The 18,142-nt window shown below is 58.1% G+C and carries 16 protein-coding genes; 12 read left to right on the forward strand and 4 right to left on the reverse strand.

All coding sequences use genetic code 11. The annotated features are described in order from the left end of the window. Positions 1-17 precede the first annotated feature (17 nt). From LG198_RS05535 to LG198_RS05550, 4 genes are read right to left on the reverse strand one after another with little or no spacing between them, the layout of a single operon-like run. Entirely contained in the window at positions 18-1,142 is a 1,125-nt protein-coding gene (locus LG198_RS05535) for an ABC transporter permease (RefSeq protein WP_230342185.1), read from the reverse strand. A 48-nt stretch (positions 1,143-1,190) separates the two neighbouring features. Continuing rightward, positions 1,191-3,965, reverse strand: a complete 2,775-nt coding sequence (rbbA, locus tag LG198_RS05540; protein ID WP_230342186.1) for a ribosome-associated ATPase/putative transporter RbbA — start codon at positions 3,963-3,965, stop codon at positions 1,191-1,193. Further along, the gene (locus LG198_RS05545; RefSeq protein ID WP_230342187.1) at positions 3,962-5,032 is read right to left on the reverse strand and encodes an HlyD family secretion protein; all 1,071 of its coding nucleotides are present in this window, start codon (positions 5,030-5,032) and stop codon (positions 3,962-3,964) included. Before LG198_RS05545 ends, rbbA begins: the two co-directional genes overlap by 4 nt. 14 nt (positions 5,033-5,046) lie before the next feature. Continuing rightward, positions 5,047-6,519 carry an efflux transporter outer membrane subunit gene (locus LG198_RS05550; protein ID WP_230342188.1) on the reverse strand — a complete coding sequence of 491 codons (1,473 nt, stop codon included), beginning with the start codon at positions 6,517-6,519 and terminating at the stop codon, positions 5,047-5,049. A gap of 192 nt (positions 6,520-6,711) precedes the next feature. Between LG198_RS05550 and LG198_RS05555 the strand changes: the two genes are divergently transcribed. The 12 genes from LG198_RS05555 to LG198_RS05610 all read left to right on the forward strand — a co-directional run bounded on the left by LG198_RS05555 (position 6,712) and on the right by LG198_RS05610 (position 18,131). After that, entirely contained in the window at positions 6,712-7,374 is a 663-nt protein-coding gene (locus LG198_RS05555) for a CerR family C-terminal domain-containing protein (RefSeq protein WP_230342189.1), read from the forward strand. Between the two features lie 9 nt (positions 7,375-7,383). Then, entirely contained in the window at positions 7,384-8,388 is a 1,005-nt protein-coding gene (locus tag LG198_RS05560) for an Lnb N-terminal periplasmic domain-containing protein (protein ID WP_230342190.1), read from the forward strand. Further along, on the forward strand, positions 8,388-10,334 hold the full coding sequence (locus tag LG198_RS05565; RefSeq protein ID WP_230342191.1) for an esterase/lipase family protein: 1,947 nt from the start codon (positions 8,388-8,390) through the stop codon (positions 10,332-10,334). Before LG198_RS05560 ends, LG198_RS05565 begins: the two co-directional genes overlap by 1 nt. Before the next feature lie 25 nt (positions 10,335-10,359). Further along, positions 10,360-11,124 (forward strand): exodeoxyribonuclease III, encoded by a 765-nt coding sequence (gene xth / locus LG198_RS05570; protein ID WP_230342192.1) that lies wholly within the window; start codon positions 10,360-10,362, stop codon positions 11,122-11,124. 29 nt (positions 11,125-11,153) lie between these two features. Then, positions 11,154-11,735, forward strand: a complete 582-nt coding sequence (locus tag LG198_RS05575; protein ID WP_230342193.1) for a nitroreductase family protein — start codon at positions 11,154-11,156, stop codon at positions 11,733-11,735. Between the two features lie 120 nt (positions 11,736-11,855). Continuing rightward, positions 11,856-12,266: a hypothetical protein gene (locus LG198_RS05580; RefSeq protein WP_230342194.1), complete on the forward strand. Its 411-nt coding sequence runs from the start codon at positions 11,856-11,858 to the stop codon at positions 12,264-12,266. Positions 12,267-12,377: 111 nt separating this feature from the next. Beyond that, positions 12,378-13,067, forward strand: a complete 690-nt coding sequence (locus tag LG198_RS05585) for an MgtC/SapB family protein (RefSeq protein ID WP_230342195.1) — start codon at positions 12,378-12,380, stop codon at positions 13,065-13,067. A gap of 78 nt (positions 13,068-13,145) precedes the next feature. Then, positions 13,146-14,765, forward strand: coding sequence for an AAA family ATPase (locus LG198_RS05590; RefSeq protein WP_230342196.1), 1,620 nt, complete (start codon positions 13,146-13,148; stop codon positions 14,763-14,765). Then, entirely contained in the window at positions 14,726-16,162 is a 1,437-nt protein-coding gene (locus LG198_RS05595; RefSeq protein ID WP_230342197.1) for an anti-phage deoxyguanosine triphosphatase, read from the forward strand. The genes LG198_RS05590 and LG198_RS05595 overlap by 40 nt, the downstream gene beginning before the upstream one ends. 47 nt (positions 16,163-16,209) lie before the next feature. Beyond that, on the forward strand, positions 16,210-16,482 hold the full coding sequence (locus LG198_RS05600) for an MliC family protein (RefSeq protein WP_268866808.1): 273 nt from the start codon (positions 16,210-16,212) through the stop codon (positions 16,480-16,482). A gap of 134 nt (positions 16,483-16,616) precedes the next feature. Beyond that, on the forward strand, positions 16,617-17,306 hold the full coding sequence (gene aqpZ, locus LG198_RS05605) for an aquaporin Z (RefSeq protein ID WP_230342199.1): 690 nt from the start codon (positions 16,617-16,619) through the stop codon (positions 17,304-17,306). 138 nt (positions 17,307-17,444) lie between these two features. After that, entirely contained in the window at positions 17,445-18,131 is a 687-nt protein-coding gene (locus tag LG198_RS05610) for a YoaK family protein (protein ID WP_230342200.1), read from the forward strand. Positions 18,132-18,142: the final 11 nt, after the last annotated feature.

The following is an 18,142-nucleotide window of genomic DNA, read 5'->3' on the forward strand; positions in this document are numbered from 1 at the left end:
AGTTTTTGTTAGCCGTTCTAAGCCATGCGGCTGATCGTATTGCGGAATCGGGTCAGCGAGACGATGAACAGCACGGTCCCGATCAGCAGCAACGCCAGGAAGGAACCCCAGACTACATCCAGCCCGGCGCCGCGGAACAATATCGCCTGGCCCAGTTCCACGAAGTGGGTGGTCGGCGCCAGCAGCATGATGTTCTGCACGAATTCCGGCATGCTTTCGCGCGGCGTGAGGCCGCCGGAAAGCATTTGCAGTGGCAGCAGGGTCAGGATCATCAGCATGCCGAACTGCGGCATATTGCGCGCCAGCGTCGCCATGAAGATGCCCATCGAGGTGGTGGCGAACAGGTGCAAGGTGGTGCCCAGCAGGAACAGGCCGATCGAGCCCTGGATGGGCACTTTCAGCAAGCCTTCGACGACGAACACCAGTGAGCAGGTCGAGGCCACCAGTACCACCAGCGCCATGGACCAGACCTTTGCCAGCATGATTTCGGTCGGCGTGACCGGCATGACCAACAGGTGCTCGATGGTGCCATGTTCGCGCTCGCGGATCAGCGCCGCGCCGGTGAGGATGATGGAGAGCATGGTGATGTTGTTGATGATTTCGTTCATGGCGCCAAACCATGCCTGGATCAGGCTGGGGTTGAAGCGCATGCGCAGTGACAATTCCACCGGGAGCTCGGTTGCGCTGCGATAGCGCTGCACGAATTCATTCACCTCGGTGAGCACGATTTCCTGGATGTAGCGGTTGCCGGAAAAGGCCTGCGACATGCGGGTGGCGTCCACGTTAAGCTGCAACGCGGGCGATTTTCCCGCCAGCACGTCGCGCTGGAAATCGGGCGGGATATGCAGGGCAAACGTGTACTCGCCGGCATCCATGCCCGGGTCGATCTGGCTTTGCGTGATCAGCGGCGGCGTGGAAAAGTGCGGCGGGTAGAAAGCGGAAATGATGCGCGCGGACAAGGGCGAGGCATCCTCGTCGACGATGGCGATAGGGGCATTGTGCAGGGTTTCTGGCACTGCGGTGGCCGAGCTGTAGATCATGAGCGTGAAGGTGTACCCGATCAGGATCAGCATGATCGGGTCGCGGATCAGGCTCCAGAGTTCCTTGACGCCCAGCCGGTAGATGTTGGCTAGATGGCGCATGGAGCAATTTTCTCAATATGCTGGCAAGGCATCAGGTGGCGTCTCATGTCATTTATCCTGTTTCTTCAGCAGGAGTATGGTCATCACCAGGATGACCGGAATAGCGACCAGGAGCGGCCAGAATGAGGCATAGAGGTCTGAGAAATCCAGGGCCTTGCTGAATACGCCACGGGTGATGATCAGCATATAGGTCGTTGGGTAAATCTCGCCGACAATGCGGCCAGCACCTTCCAGTGAGGAGACCGGGTTGAGCATCCCGGCAAATTGCACTGCCGGGACAATGGAGGCAATCATCGTGAAAAACAGCGCTGCAATCTGGCTGCGGGTAAAAGTGGAGGCGAGCAGGCCAATGCCGGTCGCCACGATGCAATAGAGAAAGGCCGCCAGCGCTAGCGTGGCGAAGCTGCCCTTGACCGGCACGTCGAACACGGTCACGGCCAGCAATACCATCAGCAGGAAATTCAACATGGCGAGCGCGACATAGGGCAATTGCTTGCCGAGCAGGAATTCGGTGCGGGTCACAGGGGTCACATAGAGATTGATGATGGAGCCCAGCTCCTTCTCGCGCACCACGGATAGCGCGGAAAGCATGGCGGGCAGCATGAGCAGCAGCAGAGGAATCACAGCGGGCACCATGGCGGGCAGGCTGAGCACGTCGGGGTTGTAACGGTAGCGCGTCTCGATGGTGGCTGCGCTTGCGACTGTCACGCCCAGGCGTTCCTGCGCCTGCTGCTGCAGCCATTGCTGGTGCATGCCTTGCACATAGCCCTGCACCGTCTCGGCGCGCTGCGGCATGGCGCCATTTACCCAGGCGCCGATTTCGGCCTTACTGCCGCGCTGTACGTCGCGGGCGAACCCTGACGGTATCTCAATGGCGAGGGAAAGCTCGCCGCTGCGCATGCGCTTGTCCAGCTCCTGGTAATCCTGGATAGGCGGTTGCTCGATGAAGTAGCGCGATCCGGAAAGGTTGAGTGCGTAGTTCTGGCTCAGCGTGGTCTGGTCGCGGTCCAGCACCGCATAGGTCAGGTCCTCGACATCCATGCTGATGCCAAACCCCATGACGAACATGAGCAATATTGAACCTGCCAAGGCGAGGCCGCCGCGTACCGGGTCGCGCTGCAGCTCCAGCATTTCGCGCCAGAGGTAGCTGAACATGCGGTTGAAGCTGAAAAATCGGTGCGGGGGCTGGTGGCTGCTTTGCGGAATATCCGGTGTCGCATGATTGGTTTGCTGGGCGGGGCCGGTGCTGGTGCTGACACCTGTACCGCCGCCGCCTGCTTCCACCAGGTAGTCGATGAAGGCTTGCTCCAGCGTATCGGCGTTACGCCGCGCGACGATGTTCGCAGGCGTGTCGCTGACCAGCACCTTGCCCGCATGCATCAAGGACATGCGGTCACAGCGCTCGGCCTCGTTCATGAAGTGGGTGGAGATGAAGATGGTGACCCGGTCGCGGCGGGACAGCTCGATCAACAGGCGCCAGAAATTGTCGCGGGCGACCGGATCGACGCCGGAGGTCGGCTCGTCGAGGATCAGCAGCTCGGGCTTGTGCACCATGGCGACGGCCAGCGACAGGCGCTGGCGGATGCCGAGCGGCAAGCTGTCTGGCAGGCTGTCGAGCGATTCTTCCAGGTCAAAACGCTGCACCATTTCATCCACGCGGGCGGGGATGTCGGCTGCCGGCACGTGGAACAGGCGGGCATGCAGCACCAGGTTCTGCCGCACGGTCAGTTCGGTGTAGAGCGAAAACGCCTGCGACATGTAGCCGACCCGGCGCCGGGTGTCGATATCCTTGGAGTCGATCTCACGCCCGAACAGCCAGGCCTGCCCTTCGCTGGCAGGGAGCAGGCCGGTCAGCATCTTCATGGTGGTGGATTTGCCGCAGCCGTTGGAGCCGAGAAAGCCGAAAATCTCCCCGCGGCGGATGCGGAAGCTGACGTGGTCGACGGCGACGAAATCGCCGAAGCGCATGGTGAGGTCCTTGGCTTCGATGGCGATATCCGCGTCGCTGCCGTCGCCTTCGGGCAATGGCGGAATCGTGACTTCCTGGTGGCCCTGTTTCTTTTCCTCGGGCAGCAGTGCGATGAACGCGGTTTCGAGGGAGGTGGAGCCTGTACGCTCAAGCAGTTCCTGCGGCGTGCCCGTCGCCAAGACCTGACCGTCGTCCATGGCCACCAGCCAGTCAAAGCGCTGCGCCTCGTCCATATAGGCCGTGGCGACGATGACGCTCATGCTGCTTCTTTCCTGGCGGATGCGGTCGATCAGGTCCCAGAACTGGGCGCGGGCAAGCGGGTCGACGCCGGTGGTGGGTTCGTCGAGGATCAGCAGGTCGGGGTCGTGAATCAGCGCGCAACACAGACCCAGCTTCTGCTTCATGCCGCCGGAGAGCTTGCCTGCGGGACGGTCGAGAAACTTGTGCAGGCCGGTGCTGCGCGTGAGGTCGTCAATGCGCCGCCTGCGTTCCTGCGCATCATGGCCGAACAGGCGGCCGAAGAACTGCAGGTTTTCTTCCACTGACAATGTCGGGTAGAGGTTCTTGCCCAGGCCTTGCGGCATATAGGCGATGCGCGGGCAGACATCGTCGCGGTGCTGTTTGCTGGACATATCCCCGCCCAGCGCTTCCACCTTACCTGCCTGCACCGCCCTGGCGCCCGCCACCAGCGACAGCAGGCTGGACTTGCCGACGCCGTCCGGTCCTATCATGCCCACCATGCATCCTGCCGGGATATCCAGGCTGATGCCATCCAGCGCCCTGACCTTGCCGTAATGCAGGCTGACGTCCTGCAATTGGACGACAGGCGCTGGCTGCTGCCGGGTGTCGCTCACTCCGGTACTTTCACCGCCAGTTCAACAGGCCATTCCGCCTGGTTGTCCACCCTGACCCAGGCCACGCCGGGCAGGCCGGTCTTGACCAGTTTCAGGTGCTTCTGCAACAGCTCGCGGTCTATCTGCGCCTTGACGCGGAACATCAGCTTCTGCCGCTCGCTCTCGGTTTCCACGGTTTTGGGCGTGAATTGCGCGGTGCTGGCAACAAAGGAAATCGTGGCGGGGATGACATATTGCGGCGCGGCATCGAGAATGATGCGCGCCTCCGCGCCCATCGCCAGCTTGCCTGCCGCGGCTTCAGGCAGGAAGAAGGTCATGTAGACATCCGACAGGTCCACCAGGTTGAGCAGCTTGCCGCCGCCGGCGAGCACTTCGCCCGGCTGCGCCACGCGATACTGCACGCGGCCATCACGTGGCGAGGTGAGCTGGCTGTCGTTGATGTCGGCCTCGATGCGGGCGATGGTGGCTTCCGCCGCCGCCACGGTCGAGCCGGCGCCTATCACCTGCGCCTTGGCCGCATCGATGGCGGCCTGCGATGCGGCGACTTGCGCCTTGGCGGCCTCGACGGCGGCCTGCGCGCTGCGCACTCTTGCGCGGTCGTCATCCAGCTCCTGGATGGAGGATGCGCCTTCTGCCGAGAGCGTCTCGGAACGCGCCAGGCGGCGCTGGGCGGCATCAAGTTCGCTCTCGCGCTGCGTCACCAGCGCTTGCGTGGCGCGCTTGTCACTCTCCCGCAGCACCACCTGTGTCTGGGCAACAATCACGCTGTTGAGCGCCTGCTGGTGTTGCGCGCGCGCTTCGTCGCGTTGTGCGTCCAGCACCTGTACCTGCATCCTGGCAAGCGGTTGTCCTTTCTCAACGAAATCGCCCTCGTTGACCAGTATCTCGTCGACGCGGCCTGCCAGCTTGGTGGCGACATCGATTTCTATGGCTTCTATCCGTCCGTTGCCGCTGGCGAAACCTTCGGTATTGCTGTTGCCATTCATGGCCTGCCAGGTATAAAAACCAGCGGCAGCCAGTGCGGCAATGATCACAAGCGGGGTGAATTTCTTGATTTTAGGGTTCATATGACGTGATCCGTTCAATTGGAGGGCTGCCGGACAATGGGTGCAGTGGTAGCAATGGATTGCGACCCGCCGCCCAGCGCGGCATACAGGCTGACCTGGCTGGAGAAAAGGGCGCGTTGCATTTGCACCAGCTGCTGTTCGACATCCAGCAGGCTGCGTTCCGCGTCCAGCACTTCGAAATACGAAGTGGCGCCATGGTCGTACCTCAGCTTGGCGAGACGGGCGCGTTCCGCCTGGGCATCCCGCATCTCCTGCTGGCTGACCAGCTGCTGCCGGATGCCATGCTGGGCAGCCAAGGCATCCGCCACCTCGCGGAAGGCGGTCTGGATGGTTTGCTCGTAGCTGGTGACGGCAAGGTCGCGCCTGACTTCGGCGAATTCCAGGTTGGAGCGGTTGCGCCAGCCATCGAAAATCGGCAGTGAAATGCTGGGGGCAAAGCTCCAGGCATGGCTGCCTGCATCGAACAATCCATTAAGTTCGCGGCTGGCAGTGCCTAGCGAAGTGGTCAGCGTGACGCGCGGGAAGAATGCCGCGCGCGCCGCGCCTATATTGGCATTGGCCGATTTCAGGATATGTTCCGCCGCGATGATGTCCGGCCGTTGCGTCAGCACTTCGGAAGGCAGTCCCGGCTTGAGCTGGTGCAGCATCTTCGTCTCGGAGAAGGCATGGCCGGCCGGCGCAAGCTCGACAGGCTTGCCCACCAGCACCGTGAGCGCGTTGAGCTCGGTGGCGCGGGATTGCTGCAATTGGTAGAGCAATGTCTGCGCCTGTGCCAGCAGTGCCTGCACCTGCTTCAGGTCGAGCTTGGAGGTGGAGCCGACATCGAACCTGCGCTGGAAAATCCGGACTGACTCCTTGCGGCTTTCTATGGTTTTTTCTGCAATCTGGATGCGCTGGTCCAGCTCGCGCAGGTTGAGGTAGCTATTCGCCACTTGCGCTACCAGCGAGATGGCGGAAGCGCGCTGTGATGATTCTGCAGCCAGGAAGGTTTCCAGGGCGGAATCCCTCAGGCTGCGGATGCGTCCCCAGAAATCCAGCTCCCAGTTGCTGATGCCGAATCCGGCGCGGTATTCGCTCAAGACCATGGGACGACCGATCAGGCTTAGGTCTTCAGGCGTGCGCGAGCGAGCGAAGCTGCCTTGGGCGTTGAGGCCGGGGAACAGGTCTGCCCGTTGCACGCCATACAGCGCCCGGGCGCCTTCAACGCGCTGGATGGCGCTGCGCAGGTCGCGGTTGTTTGCCAGGGCGTCGCCGATCAGGCCTTGCAAGGTTGTATCGGCAAAATAATCTTGCCAGGCAAGGCTGGCGGCATCGGTGCCTAGGGTGGTTTCTGCCTGAGGAAAATGTTCCGCCACCGGCGCGGCCGGCCTCTCATAATCGGGCGCCATGGACTGACAGCCTGCCAGCGACAGGTATAAGGCCGCGATAGCTGCCTGCCAGTGCTGATACTTGCTCCGTGCTTGAGGCAAGGGGATGGTTTTTTTCATTGTTGTCGTAACTCGCTAGCCTAGACGCTTCAGACTGTGATGAAGAACTTTTTGCATGCCCTGATACAAGCAAATTTCAAACTCATAGCTATTACTCTACTCCAGTTTCAATTACAATTGAAACTCTTTCTTGCCGAGCCTGCATACCAGGCGTTAGCTCACCCTAACCATCAACACTCAAAACAGGCCCGCATGAACGCTTCTTCTCAACAGATTCACCAGGTTGCCAGCCGCGAAATCCGTTCCGATGGATTGATCACGCGCAAACTGCTGCTACAATGCGCGGGGGAGATTTTTGCCGAGTGTGGCTATAGCGACACTACGAGCAAGGAAATCTGCGAGCGCGCCAACGCGACGGTGGGGTCGGTGAATTACTACTTTGGCAGCAAGGCCGGGCTGTATCGTGAAATATTGACGGAGGTGACACAACGTATCCTGCGCCTGGAAATGCTGGAAGCAATTGCGGCAAGCCCGCGCCCGGCCAAGGAAAAGCTGGAGGAAATACTGGATACGGTCCTGGCGGCACAGGCCTCTCAGGATTGGCAAATTCGCTTATTTTTCAGGGAGCTGACTTCTCCCTCGGTCGAATTTGTGGATTATCTTAACCAGGATGCCTCTCCAAAGGTCACCATTATCAAGCAGATATTGAGCGAGATAGTGGGGTCGCCCGCTGATTCCGTAATTGTGGACCAATGCCTCCTGAGCATGTTTTCCTTGTGTTCGTTTCCGTACATGGCAGACGCCAAGGCGCTGGCGAACTGCGTCGCTCCTGCATCGTGCGAGGCGGCTACATTGCACCGGCATATCAAGTGTTTCATCCTGGCCGGGCTGGAAGCTCATACTGTTGCCCGGTAACTGGTGCTCATGGGCAGATTTTTTCGTTTAGCCATCAGTTTCCTACTTGGCCTGGTGTTTCTACTCAGCGTGGTTTGGGGCACTTTTGCGCTCTATTACCAGTTCCCGTCCACCCAGCCGCTAAAATTCCTGGCGATTGCGGGGTGGCTAGGCATTGCCGGAGCCAGCCTTACAGTGCGCCGTTATGGCACAAAGCGCGGGAGTTTGGTTTATATTGCTGCGCTGGCCTGCTTGCTGGGCTGGTGGCAAAGCCTGGCGCCATCCAATGAGCGGGAATGGGCCGACGATGTTGCCGAGACCACGACTGCAATTCAGAATGGAAGCGTAGTCACATTCAGTCACGTGCGGAATTTCGATTGGCGCAGCGAAACCGACTATACTCCGCGCTGGGAGCAACGCCGCTACGACCTAGACCAGCTCCAGAGCGTGGACATGCTGCTTTCCTACTGGACTGGGCCCGCCATTGCCCATACCTTGGTATCTTTCGGTTTCGGCGATGGCCGCTATCTGGTGTTCTCGGTAGAAATCCGCAAGGAGCGCCATGAAAGCTTTTCTGAGGTTGGCGGCTTCTTCAAAGAGTTTGAGACCAGCATCATCGCCGCCGATGAACGCGACATTATCCGCGTGCGCACCAACATCCGCGGCGAAGATGTTTACCGCTACCGCGTCCACATGCCGCAAGAGGCCATGCGCGAACTGTTCCTGGCCTATGCGACTGAAGCCAACCGGCTGGCGCAGAAGCCACGCTTTTACCATACGGTTACCGCCAACTGCACTACCATCGTCTACCACATGGTGCGGCAGATCATTCCCGGCCTGCCGATGGACTACCGCCTGCTATTGTCGGGCTATTTGCCCGAATACCTCTACAGCATTGGCGGCCTCGATACCGCATTGCCCCTGGAGGCTTTGCGCCAGCACGGGCGGATTACCGACAAGGCAAAAGCCGCAGACCGGGACCCTGATTTCTCAAGTGCCATCCGCCGAAACCCACCTAGTTCAGGCTTATCGTAATGGCGCAACGTCCTTGTCATCCCTTTCTGCCAGCGTGCGTCCTGCTGTTGGCCACTTTTGTATTGTCGGGATGTGCTGGTGTCAAGGTTTCCTCGCTGCAAGTCAAGGATTACCTCAACCAGCGCCGGGGTGATGTGCTGACCACCGGCCAGTTGAGCTATGCCTCTGATGAGAATCTGCGCGTGGTCGGGCTGGATGCGACCAGTTGCCTGGCAAGGGATGCCGAGTGCAAGCTGGCAATTGCCAGTTCGCAAGGCCTGCGCGATGAGCGGCGCCTGTCCACACTATCCGAACTATGGCTGAAGACGGCACTCGATAATGAGAAAGTCGGCAGTGCATCAGGCAATGATATTGCCGTGCTGGATGCCTATCTGCAAAGCGCACGCTATGCTTACGCCTATCTGTTCTACACCAGCCGCCAGCCTCGTGAACGGGCTTTCGAGGACAGGCAGACCCAGGTGCGCGACTATTACAATTTCGCTACTCAGCAGGTTGTCACTCTGCTGTTCAGGATGCACAAGCATGGCAACAATGATATTCAGCCGCTGCAATCGATAGGAACATGGCAGCTACGGACACGGCTGGAGAATGTCAGGTTCGCTGAGGACCAAGCAGTGCCGGAAGATGTGATTCCCGCTTCTTCCTTGACCTTTACGGGCCTGCGCAATATGTACAGGCGGGATGGTCTGGGCGCTGAACTGGTGGCCGTGACCAAGCCCATGACGATTGGCAGGGAAGGCAGTGCGCCATTCAGCGAGACTTCCTATCCTGCCATTTCTACCGTGCTCCTGTTCAAGGGAGACGCCATTGATGAAATTCTCGATACTTCCAGTGTCGAGATCGTGGGTTATGACCCTTACCGACAATCCAGCATACAGGTGGGCAACACCAAGGTACCGCTGGCTGCTAACTTCACGTCTGGCTACGGATTGTGGCTGGCGCGATCCGGCTTTGCCGCACAGGCGATCAATACCCTGTTCGGCCGGGCGGCGGGTATCAATGACCCCCATATCTACCTGATGCAGCCGTTTGACCCCGATCGCCGCATTATCCTCATGCTACACGGCCTGGCGAGCAGCCCCGAAGCCTGGATTAATGTCGCCAACGAAGTCCTGGGCGATGAGGCGCTACGCCAGCATTACCAGATATGGCAGGTCTACTACCCGACCAATGCGCCGCTGGCGTATAACAACTACCATATACGTAATGCGCTGGGGACGGCATTGAAGACATTGGATCCCGCAGGCTCTTCCGTCGCATCCAATCATATTGTTGTCATTGGTCACTCCATGGGAGGTGTGCTGTCACGCCTGATGATTTCATCTTCAGGTGAAGATCTGTGGCAATCTTTTCTTGAAGAACATCCGCTGGAAGGTGAAAAGCTGGCGCGGGCGCAGGAAAAGCTGGGACCTTACCTCAGGTTTGAGCCGGTGCCGCAGATCAGACGCGCCATCTTTGTTGCCGCTCCGCACCATGGCACGCCCTTTGCGGAAAACAATATCGCCCGCTGGGTTTCCAACCTGATTTCCCTGCCGGTCAATCTGGCGAAGCGTTTTAACGATGTGCTGGTCGTCAACCCAGCAAATGAGGCTGGTTACAATACAGGCAAGTCTGTGCGTATCCCTAATAGCATCAATAACTTGAGCGACCGCGACACGTTTGTCCGGCTGGCATCCAACATGCCGGTGTCGGCTGTCACTCCGTACCATTCGATCATAGGCAACTATACGCCCAAGCTTGACCTGGTGCATTCCGATGACGGCGTTGTTCCCTATGTCAGCGCGCATCTGGCAGGCGCACAATCGGAGCTTGTCATTCCCTCGTGGCATAGCGTGCAGGAGACACCGCAGGCCATCCTTGAGATCCGCCGTATCTTGCGCCTGGACATTGAAACCTCTTTGCCGGAATACAACGCCTTTATCAGCAATGATAAACTCGTGGATTAATCAGATTCCCCGATTGCTTGCCTTTATGAAACTCGCCACCTGGAACGTCAATTCGCTCAACGTCCGCCTGCCGCATGTGCTGGACTGGATTGCGGCGGAGAAACCCGACGCGCTCTGCTTGCAGGAAACCAAGCAGGAGGACAGCAAATTCCCTTATGAAGCGCTGAAAGAAGCCGGCTACAACGCCATCCATAGCGGGCAGAAAACTTATAACGGGGTGGCGATCCTCAGCCCGTACGCCATAGAAAGCCCGCAGTTGGGCATTCCCGGACTCAATGATGAGCAAAAAAGGCTGATTGCCGCTACTATCAACGGTATCAGGATAGTGTGTGCCTACATTCCGAATGGCCAGAGCCTGGATTCAGACAAATATCAATACAAACTCGGTTGGCTGGAAGCACTGACGGTTTATCTGCGCACTGAACTGGCACAACACCCCCAACTGGCGTTACTGGGCGATTACAACATTGCACCGGAAGACCGCGATGTGCACGACCCGGCAGCATGGGTGGGCCAGGTGCTGGTGAGCGAGCCTGAGCGTGAGGCATTCCGCGTATTGTCCGCCCTCGGATTACATGACAGCTTCCGCCTGTTCGAGCAGGAGGAAGGCAGCTTCAGCTGGTGGGATTACCGCATGGCCGGCTTCCGCCGCAACCTTGGCCTGCGCATAGACCATATTCTGGTAAGCGATGCCCTGAAACAGCATTGCCAGCGATGCTGGATAGACAAAGGGCCAAGAAAGCTGGAGCGGCCTTCAGACCACACGCCGGTGGTACTTGAGCTGAATTGACGCGCGCTTGATGTATTTTGAAAGATAGTATGCATCCAAAACATCCCCAAGATTTAGAAAACACCCTGGCCCGGCGTTCTGCCTGGCCACTGACTGAGCCCGCGCCAACAGCAGGGGAGCTGGAAACCATTCTCCAGGCGGCGGCAGTGGCCCCGGACCATGCGGGTTTGCGGCCCTGGCATTTCAAGGTGGTGCGGGGCGACAACCGCCATGCCTTGTTGCAGCAGGTATTGCAGCATCCCGATGCCCAGACTGAGCGAGTGCGCGCGCTGCATGGAAAATACGCCCTCAAGCTCACCACAGCACCGGTGGTGATCGTGCTGGCAGCACGGATTACCCACCATCCCAAGGCCCCGGAGTTCGAACAGTTGCTGGCGGCAGGGGCCGCCGTCATGAATATGCTCAATGCTGCGCACCTGCTTGGCTATAGCGGTTTCTGGAGTAGCACGCCTGATCCCTTGGATGTCTTGTTACACAAGATCATGGCATTTGAGCAACAGGACAAGATCATTGGTTTGTTGAATCTCGGCGTTCCTGCTAATGCGCCAAAAGCTACCGCTTCGCGGCCAGCATGGCAGACTTATGCGCAGGTATGGCAGCCTGAGACTTGAGGGACAAGCATTGGTCCAGTCTTGTTAGGTCTGGTGCTAAACAAAGGCGTGTGACAGTGTGATGTCAACGCTCATAGCCCGCCAGGCGTTAATGCACCATACGGCAACGAGGCTGGCAACATGAGCACAAGCTATATCACTGATGAAGCAAACCAGGGCACGCTGTTTGATCGCAAGCCCCAGGTTTTGTTTGTTTACGTCAAGATACCGGTTAAGCTGCATGCCAGGCCCGACCCGTTTCACCAGCGCGAGAATGAACTGGCGCGGTTGCTGCAAGAGGCAAAAGCCGGCAATGTGATCGGTTGGGGCCAGTCATTGAGCGATGCAGAACAGGACGGTTCCCAGCACCTCCTGCACCAGCGTATTGACATTACGACAGCCGATATTGAAACCACGCGCACCACTTTGCATGCTGCGCTGGAAATGCTCGCCGTTCCTTCCGGCACTGAAATTCACTACACCCATGCCGGCCAGATGCTGATGGATGTTTATGCGCGTGGTCACTGGTGTCTGGACCAGGTGGCAGTCTAGTTTATCTGCAAGTGCAATTTGATTGGCGAGAGGGTATCTTGCCTGTGTTCGTGCAGGTTACAGCAGCATGAATGATTTTATTGCTTCCAACTTTTCCCCGAAAGATTGCGCATGCATGATTACTTGCTCATTACTATCCATCTTGTGAGTGCCATTACTGCAGGGGGCATCATTGGCCTTGAGCGCAGTTTTCATGGCCGGCCTGCCGGGTTCCGTACGCATACGCTGGTTTGCCTGTCTTCCAGCCTGTTGATGCTGTTGACGCTTTACCAATGGCAATTGTTGCCAGGCGTGCCCGAGGACACTATCAAGGCAGACCCATCCCGTATGGCGCAAGGGATCATGACGGGGATAGGTTTTCTTGGCGCAGGCGTGATCTTCAAGGAAGGTTTTACCGTGCGTGGGCTTACCACCGCTGCTTCTATCTGGATCACGGCGGCTATCGGCATCATGTTCGGCATCGGCTTTTACTTCCCCGCAGTGCTGGCAACCCTGATGACGCTGGGAACGCTGTCTCTGTTCCGCTGGATAGAGGTACGCTTGCCGTCGCATTATTATGCGCATTACCAGATATCGTTCGACCGTTACAACCCGATGCCGGAAAGCGAGTTGAGGCAGTTCATTACGGACAAGGGCTTCACCATCGCCAATATGAGCTATGCCATCTCGCATGACGGCAAATTGCTGGAATACAGCATGATTCTGCGCACCTCCGACCAGAATGATATTTCTACTCTGGCGCAGGCGTTGCAGCACATGGAGATCGTGCGCACTTTCCGTATCGCGCCAACACGGGATTAGGCCTGAACCCTGTGGTTGCCTGCCATTTCATGGCAATATGCTGTTTGCCCTGTATATCTTCGGTACAAGACCTGAGCGATGCCATTGACCATAAGCACCCAGCTGTTGCATGCCACGACGAGTGAAGGCTTGCGCGAATACCGCGCCCAGGCTGCCAATGCCGATGAGGTACGCCATTACCATATCAACACTGCCATGCTGGACCAGCCTGCTTTGCAGAACCTGGTCAAGGCAGCGCATACGCTCGGTGAAACCGCTACCGCGCTGATTGCCGGATCCCTGTTGGTAGTAAGGGACGGGCCGGCAGCGGAGCTGGTTGAGGATTTCGATGCCTTCCCCGCCCAGTTGCTTGCATTCTTCCGCCAGGCCTTGATTGACGGTTGGATATATGCCACCGGGGATGATGGGCGCTTTTATCCGGAGCTGGTTACCCGCATCAGCGCTACACCAGGCATTCCGGGCAGGTCTAGCCCCTCCGCCATGCTGCATACGCAGGCCTATGGCTACTCCAACGAGGACAGCTACAAGGCCAAGTACGGCCCACAGGTGCTGGCGCATGCCTTCCTGCCCCAGGATGTCCTGGGGCACCGTATCGGTGATGTGCTTGCCGCGCGAGGCCTGTACCACGAAACGCCCGCATTGAAAGCGGCGCATATGGCCTCCCTGGCCCGGCACCGTGAAGTCGTCCAGCATGCCTTCAGCCAGCAATTCCGCCTGCATGGTGCCACCTACTGTTACGAAGAAAACAATTACCGCCGCCGCGGTCTGCCGCTCGACGGGCGCAAGGTGATTCACGACCTTGAACCTGCAGATTATGCCGCCTTTACGCATCATGCCGAATCCGAAATCACTGCCGAAGCAGGAGAACCGCATGGCAATGCTGCCATCCCCGAGCATCCTCTCACCCGCGTCTTCGACCTCAAGACCCACGAGTTTCTCTGGGTGCATAGCGATGGCCTGACGCCTTATCGCTATGATCAGAGCCTGCGGCACAAGCTGGTCTTGCCGGAAACGCACCGTGAGTTGCTTGATGTGCTGACTACGGATATCGACGTGCTGGTGGACGATCTCATCGAAGGAAAGAGCGCAGGTAACGTCATCCTTTGCAAGGGCCGGGCGGGTGTCGGCAAGACGTTGACTGCGGAAGTCTATGCCGAGCTGACCGAGCGCCCCTTGTACGCCATCCACTCCGGCAACCTTGGCACGGTGCCGGAACAGATCAACAAGAACCTGCAAAAGATATTCATGCAGGCCAAGCGCTGGAATTGCGTATTGTTGCTGGACGAGGCGGATATCTTCGTCATGCAGCGCGCGGCCAATATCGAACAGAATGCCATCGTGGCCGAGTTCCTGCGCACGCTGGAATATTTCGACGGCCTATTGTTCATGACCACCAACCGGCCGGATGACATAGACGATGCCATCATTTCGCGCTGTGCCGCGATCATCGACTATCCCATTCCCGGGCCGGAAGCCAGCGTTGCCATCTGGCGTGTCATGGCTGCCCAGTACCAGGCGGGGCTGGACGATGCGTTGATCGCGGAACTGGTGCGCAGTTTCCCCGGCATTGCGCCGCGCGATATCAAGATGCTGCTGCGCCTGGCGCTGAGGGTGGCAAAAAAGCGCGGTATGCCGCTCAGCATGGAGATATTCTGGCAATGCGCCATGTTCCGCGCAGTCACGGCCGCCAGCAACTGAAAAACTCCATGCCGGAGGTCATACCGGGCTACTTTCATGGCAATATCTCGGCTATGCAGAATCAACCAGACAAGACCATGATCGCCTGGATAGACCGGCGGCGTTACGCCGCAGGCTATAGCGGCCAGCCTTTCAATTCAGATGCGGTGGACGGAGAATACCAGCGTGACCGAGCGCGTATCATTCATTCGGCTTCATTCCGCCGGCTGCAATCCAAGACGCAGATTTTCAGCATAGGCGACAGCGATTTCTACCGCACGAGGCTCACCCATTCGCTAGAGGTTGCGCAGATCGGTTCCGGCATCTGCGAGCAATTGCGCCAGCAATACCAAGACAACGCGGAATACAGCACCTGGATTCCTTCACTCAGCCTGATTGAGGCCATTTGCCTGGGCCATGACCTGGGACATCCGCCGTTCGGCCATGGTGGTGAGGTGGCTTTGAATGCCTTCATGCATGCGCATGGCGGATTCGAGGGCAATGGACAGACCCTGCGCATTATCGGCAGGCTGGGGGAGTACTCCCCTGAGCATGGCTTGGATCTGACGCGCCGTACCATGCTGGGCTTGTTGAAATACCCGGTGCTGCATAGCGAAGCGGCGAATTACGGCGCGACGGCGCAGGGAGCTTCTTCCAACATTGAATACGCCAGGCCGCCCAAGTGCATCCACGATGACGAGGCAGATATCCTGGACTGGATACTCGCGCCGCTGCCCGAGGCCGACCTCGTGCGGTTCCGCGAAACTAGGCCAGTCGCGGGCAAGCATGCCAAGTCGTTGTATAAGGGCTTCGATACTTCGATCATGGAGCTCGCGGACGACATTGCCTATGGCGTGCACGATCTGGAAGATGCGCTGGCGCTGGAACTGGTCACCGAAAGGCAATGGAAGGCGCTGGTGATGGCGCAAGCGCAAGCCTTGCCCGGCTGCCCTTTACATGCTCAGGCTGATTTCTACAACAGCAAGCTGTTCTCCGGCAGCGACCGCGACCGCAAGCATGCGATCAGCAAGCTGGTTGGCTATTTTATCGGCAACATCACGATCAGCGAGCAGGAGGGCTTCGTTTCCCCGTTGTTGCGGCTGCAGGCGGAAATGCAGCCTGAGGCCCGCGCCCTACTCAATATCCTCAAGAAGTTCGTCTTCGATGAAGTCATCCGCCGGCCACAGATCCAGGCACTGGAATTCAAGGGGCAACAGATGATCATGCGGCTGTTTTCCACGCTATTGGAAAACCCGGAGCGGCTTTTGCCCGCAGCCAATCTCGCCTTGTTCCGTGACAATGCAGAGCCCAGGCGCGTGATCTGCGACTATATCGCCAGCATGACCGATGTCTATGCCACCCGTTTGTATCATCGCTTGTTCAGCCCGGATATAGGCTCGGTGTTCGATCGATTGTGAGGAGTGTTCAAATGACACGTACTTGCTTGCTGCTATGCTCTTGCCTAATGTTGAATGCCTGCGATTCCGGCATTCAACCAGAAGTATGGCATTACCGATGTGGGAGCGGTGCCGTGGCACGGGTCAGCTATGAGAACGATAAGGCCGTGCTGCAATACCAGGGAGATACCCATGTGCTGGAACAGGTCATTTCCGCTAGTGGGGCGAGGTATCGCAACCAGTCACTGGAGTGGTGGAGCAAAGGGAGTGAGGCCACCTTGTTTACCGATGATCATGGCAATGCCGGCGATGCCCTCGATCAATGCCATACCGCCCCGTAACATCAGCTAAGTAATTCAATACGTTGACAATTGTTGACATTCTCATGCCGCTTCCCCGGCAATAAACCTCCTATACTTGCGCTGGGCTGCACCCAAAGGGTGTAGCCATGATAGTTCATCAAAGGAGGATCAATATGAATAAATATAGTGCTGAGTTCCTGGGTACATTCTGGCTGGTATTGGGGGGCTGCGGCAGTGCCGTGCTGGCAGCTGCGTTTCCTGAAGTGGGGATAGGTTTGCATGGCGTTTCGCTGGCATTTGGCCTGACGGTACTGACCATGGCTTTTGCAATCGGGCATATTTCCGGCTGCCATCTCAATCCTGCGGTTTCGATTGGCCTATGGGCGGGCGGGCGTTTTTCTGGCGGGCAGTTGCTGCCTTATATCCTGTCTCAGGTGTTGGGAGCGATTGCCGCGGGCGGCGTGCTCTACCTCATCGCCAGCGGCCAGGCCGGATTTGACGTTACGGCGGGCTTTGCCTCGAATGGTTATGGCGAGCATTCGCCAGGTGGTTATGCCCTGACGGCTGCCTTGGTCGCTGAAGTGGTGCTGACGGCTTTCTTCCTTTTCATCATCATGGGCTCGACCGACCAGCGGGCACCGGCAATCCTGGCGCCGATTGCGATTGGCCTCACGCTTACCTTGATTCACCTGATCAGCATCCCGGTGACCAATACGTCCGTCAATCCTGCGCGCAGCACCGGCGTGGCAGTGTATGCCGGCGGATGGGCTGTGGACCAGCTATGGCTGTTCTGGGTTGCCCCCATCGTTGGTGGCATTATCGGTGCATTGCTCTATCGTGCTGTAGCGGGCAATAAGGCTTGATAGGATTTCGTCTTCAAACGTATCACCTCGTTGGATCGCTTGTTCCACGCTTGAAGACGAAATCGTAGTGTTGCTGTTGCTTGCATGGCTGCTACGCAGCCATTGCAGGCGATGCAAGTTTTATGTTCTCCTTGTGGAATGTCATCTGTTTCCACTTCTTTTCCGGCTGACAACTCCTTGCGGGTTGCCGCCTTGCTCACGCTTTCTGGCGGTTTCCTTGATGCATTTACCTATGTCGGGCATGGCCATGTGTTTGCCAATGCCATGACCGGCAATATCGTCCTCATGGGCGTTGCGGCAGCGGCACAGGACTGGTCCCAGGCGTTGCGCCATGTGCCTCCCTTGCTGGCTTTTGTGGTGGGGGTGTTTCTCGCCAACTGCTTGCGCTTGTCCAGGGTCAGGCAGAAGCTTGCCAGTCCGGCATTGGTTTGTTTGGGGCTAGAGATTGTGATGCTGGGTATAGGCAGCCAGCTTCCGCGGGGATTCCCCGATGCTTGGCTGGTGCCAGGCATTGCACTGGTGGCTGCCATGCAGAATTCCAGTTTTACCCATGTTGGCAGTTCGCCCTATAACTCGGTGATGACGACTGGCAACTTGCGGCGCAGCATAGAAGGCTTGTTCAAGGGCGTAACGAATGGACTGGACACGGCTGCATGGCATGAGGCGCGCGTATTTGGCCTGATCTGCCTGTGCTTTCTTGCCGGGGCTGTGTTGGGCGGCTTTTGCACATTGAGCCTGCATAACCTCGCCCTTGTCGTGCCTACGCTGATGTTAGTGCTCGCCTTCGGCATCTGCCTTTACGATGCGAGAACGCTACGCCGATAGACTTTGAACAG

The organism is Methylobacillus arboreus (genome assembly GCF_020532725.1).
In the GTDB taxonomy this organism is placed as follows: Bacteria; Pseudomonadota; Gammaproteobacteria; order Burkholderiales; family Methylophilaceae; genus Methylobacillus; species Methylobacillus arboreus.

Coding starts and splice junctions, on each gene's coding strand:
- LG198_RS05535 (WP_230342185.1), bottom strand. CDS start 1,142: ATGCGCCATCTAGCCAACATCTACCGGCTGGGCGTCAAGGAACTCTGG.
- LG198_RS05545 (WP_230342187.1), bottom strand. CDS start 5,032: ATGAACCCTAAAATCAAGAAATTCACCCCGCTTGTGATCATTGCCGCA.
- LG198_RS05550 (WP_230342188.1), bottom strand. CDS start 6,519: ATGAAAAAAACCATCCCCTTGCCTCAAGCACGGAGCAAGTATCAGCAC.
- LG198_RS05555 (WP_230342189.1), top strand. CDS start 6,712: ATGAACGCTTCTTCTCAACAGATTCACCAGGTTGCCAGCCGCGAAATC.
- LG198_RS05560 (WP_230342190.1), top strand. CDS start 7,384: ATGGGCAGATTTTTTCGTTTAGCCATCAGTTTCCTACTTGGCCTGGTG.
- LG198_RS05565 (WP_230342191.1), top strand. CDS start 8,388: ATGGCGCAACGTCCTTGTCATCCCTTTCTGCCAGCGTGCGTCCTGCTG.
- xth (WP_230342192.1), top strand. CDS start 10,360: ATGAAACTCGCCACCTGGAACGTCAATTCGCTCAACGTCCGCCTGCCG.
- LG198_RS05575 (WP_230342193.1), top strand. CDS start 11,154: ATGCATCCAAAACATCCCCAAGATTTAGAAAACACCCTGGCCCGGCGT.
- LG198_RS05580 (WP_230342194.1), top strand. CDS start 11,856: ATGAGCACAAGCTATATCACTGATGAAGCAAACCAGGGCACGCTGTTT.
- LG198_RS05585 (WP_230342195.1), top strand. CDS start 12,378: ATGCATGATTACTTGCTCATTACTATCCATCTTGTGAGTGCCATTACT.
- LG198_RS05590 (WP_230342196.1), top strand. CDS start 13,146: ATGCCATTGACCATAAGCACCCAGCTGTTGCATGCCACGACGAGTGAA.
- LG198_RS05595 (WP_230342197.1), top strand. CDS start 14,726: ATGCGCCATGTTCCGCGCAGTCACGGCCGCCAGCAACTGAAAAACTCC.
- LG198_RS05600 (WP_268866808.1), top strand. CDS start 16,210: ATGTTGAATGCCTGCGATTCCGGCATTCAACCAGAAGTATGGCATTAC.
- aqpZ (WP_230342199.1), top strand. CDS start 16,617: ATGAATAAATATAGTGCTGAGTTCCTGGGTACATTCTGGCTGGTATTG.
- LG198_RS05610 (WP_230342200.1), top strand. CDS start 17,445: ATGTCATCTGTTTCCACTTCTTTTCCGGCTGACAACTCCTTGCGGGTT.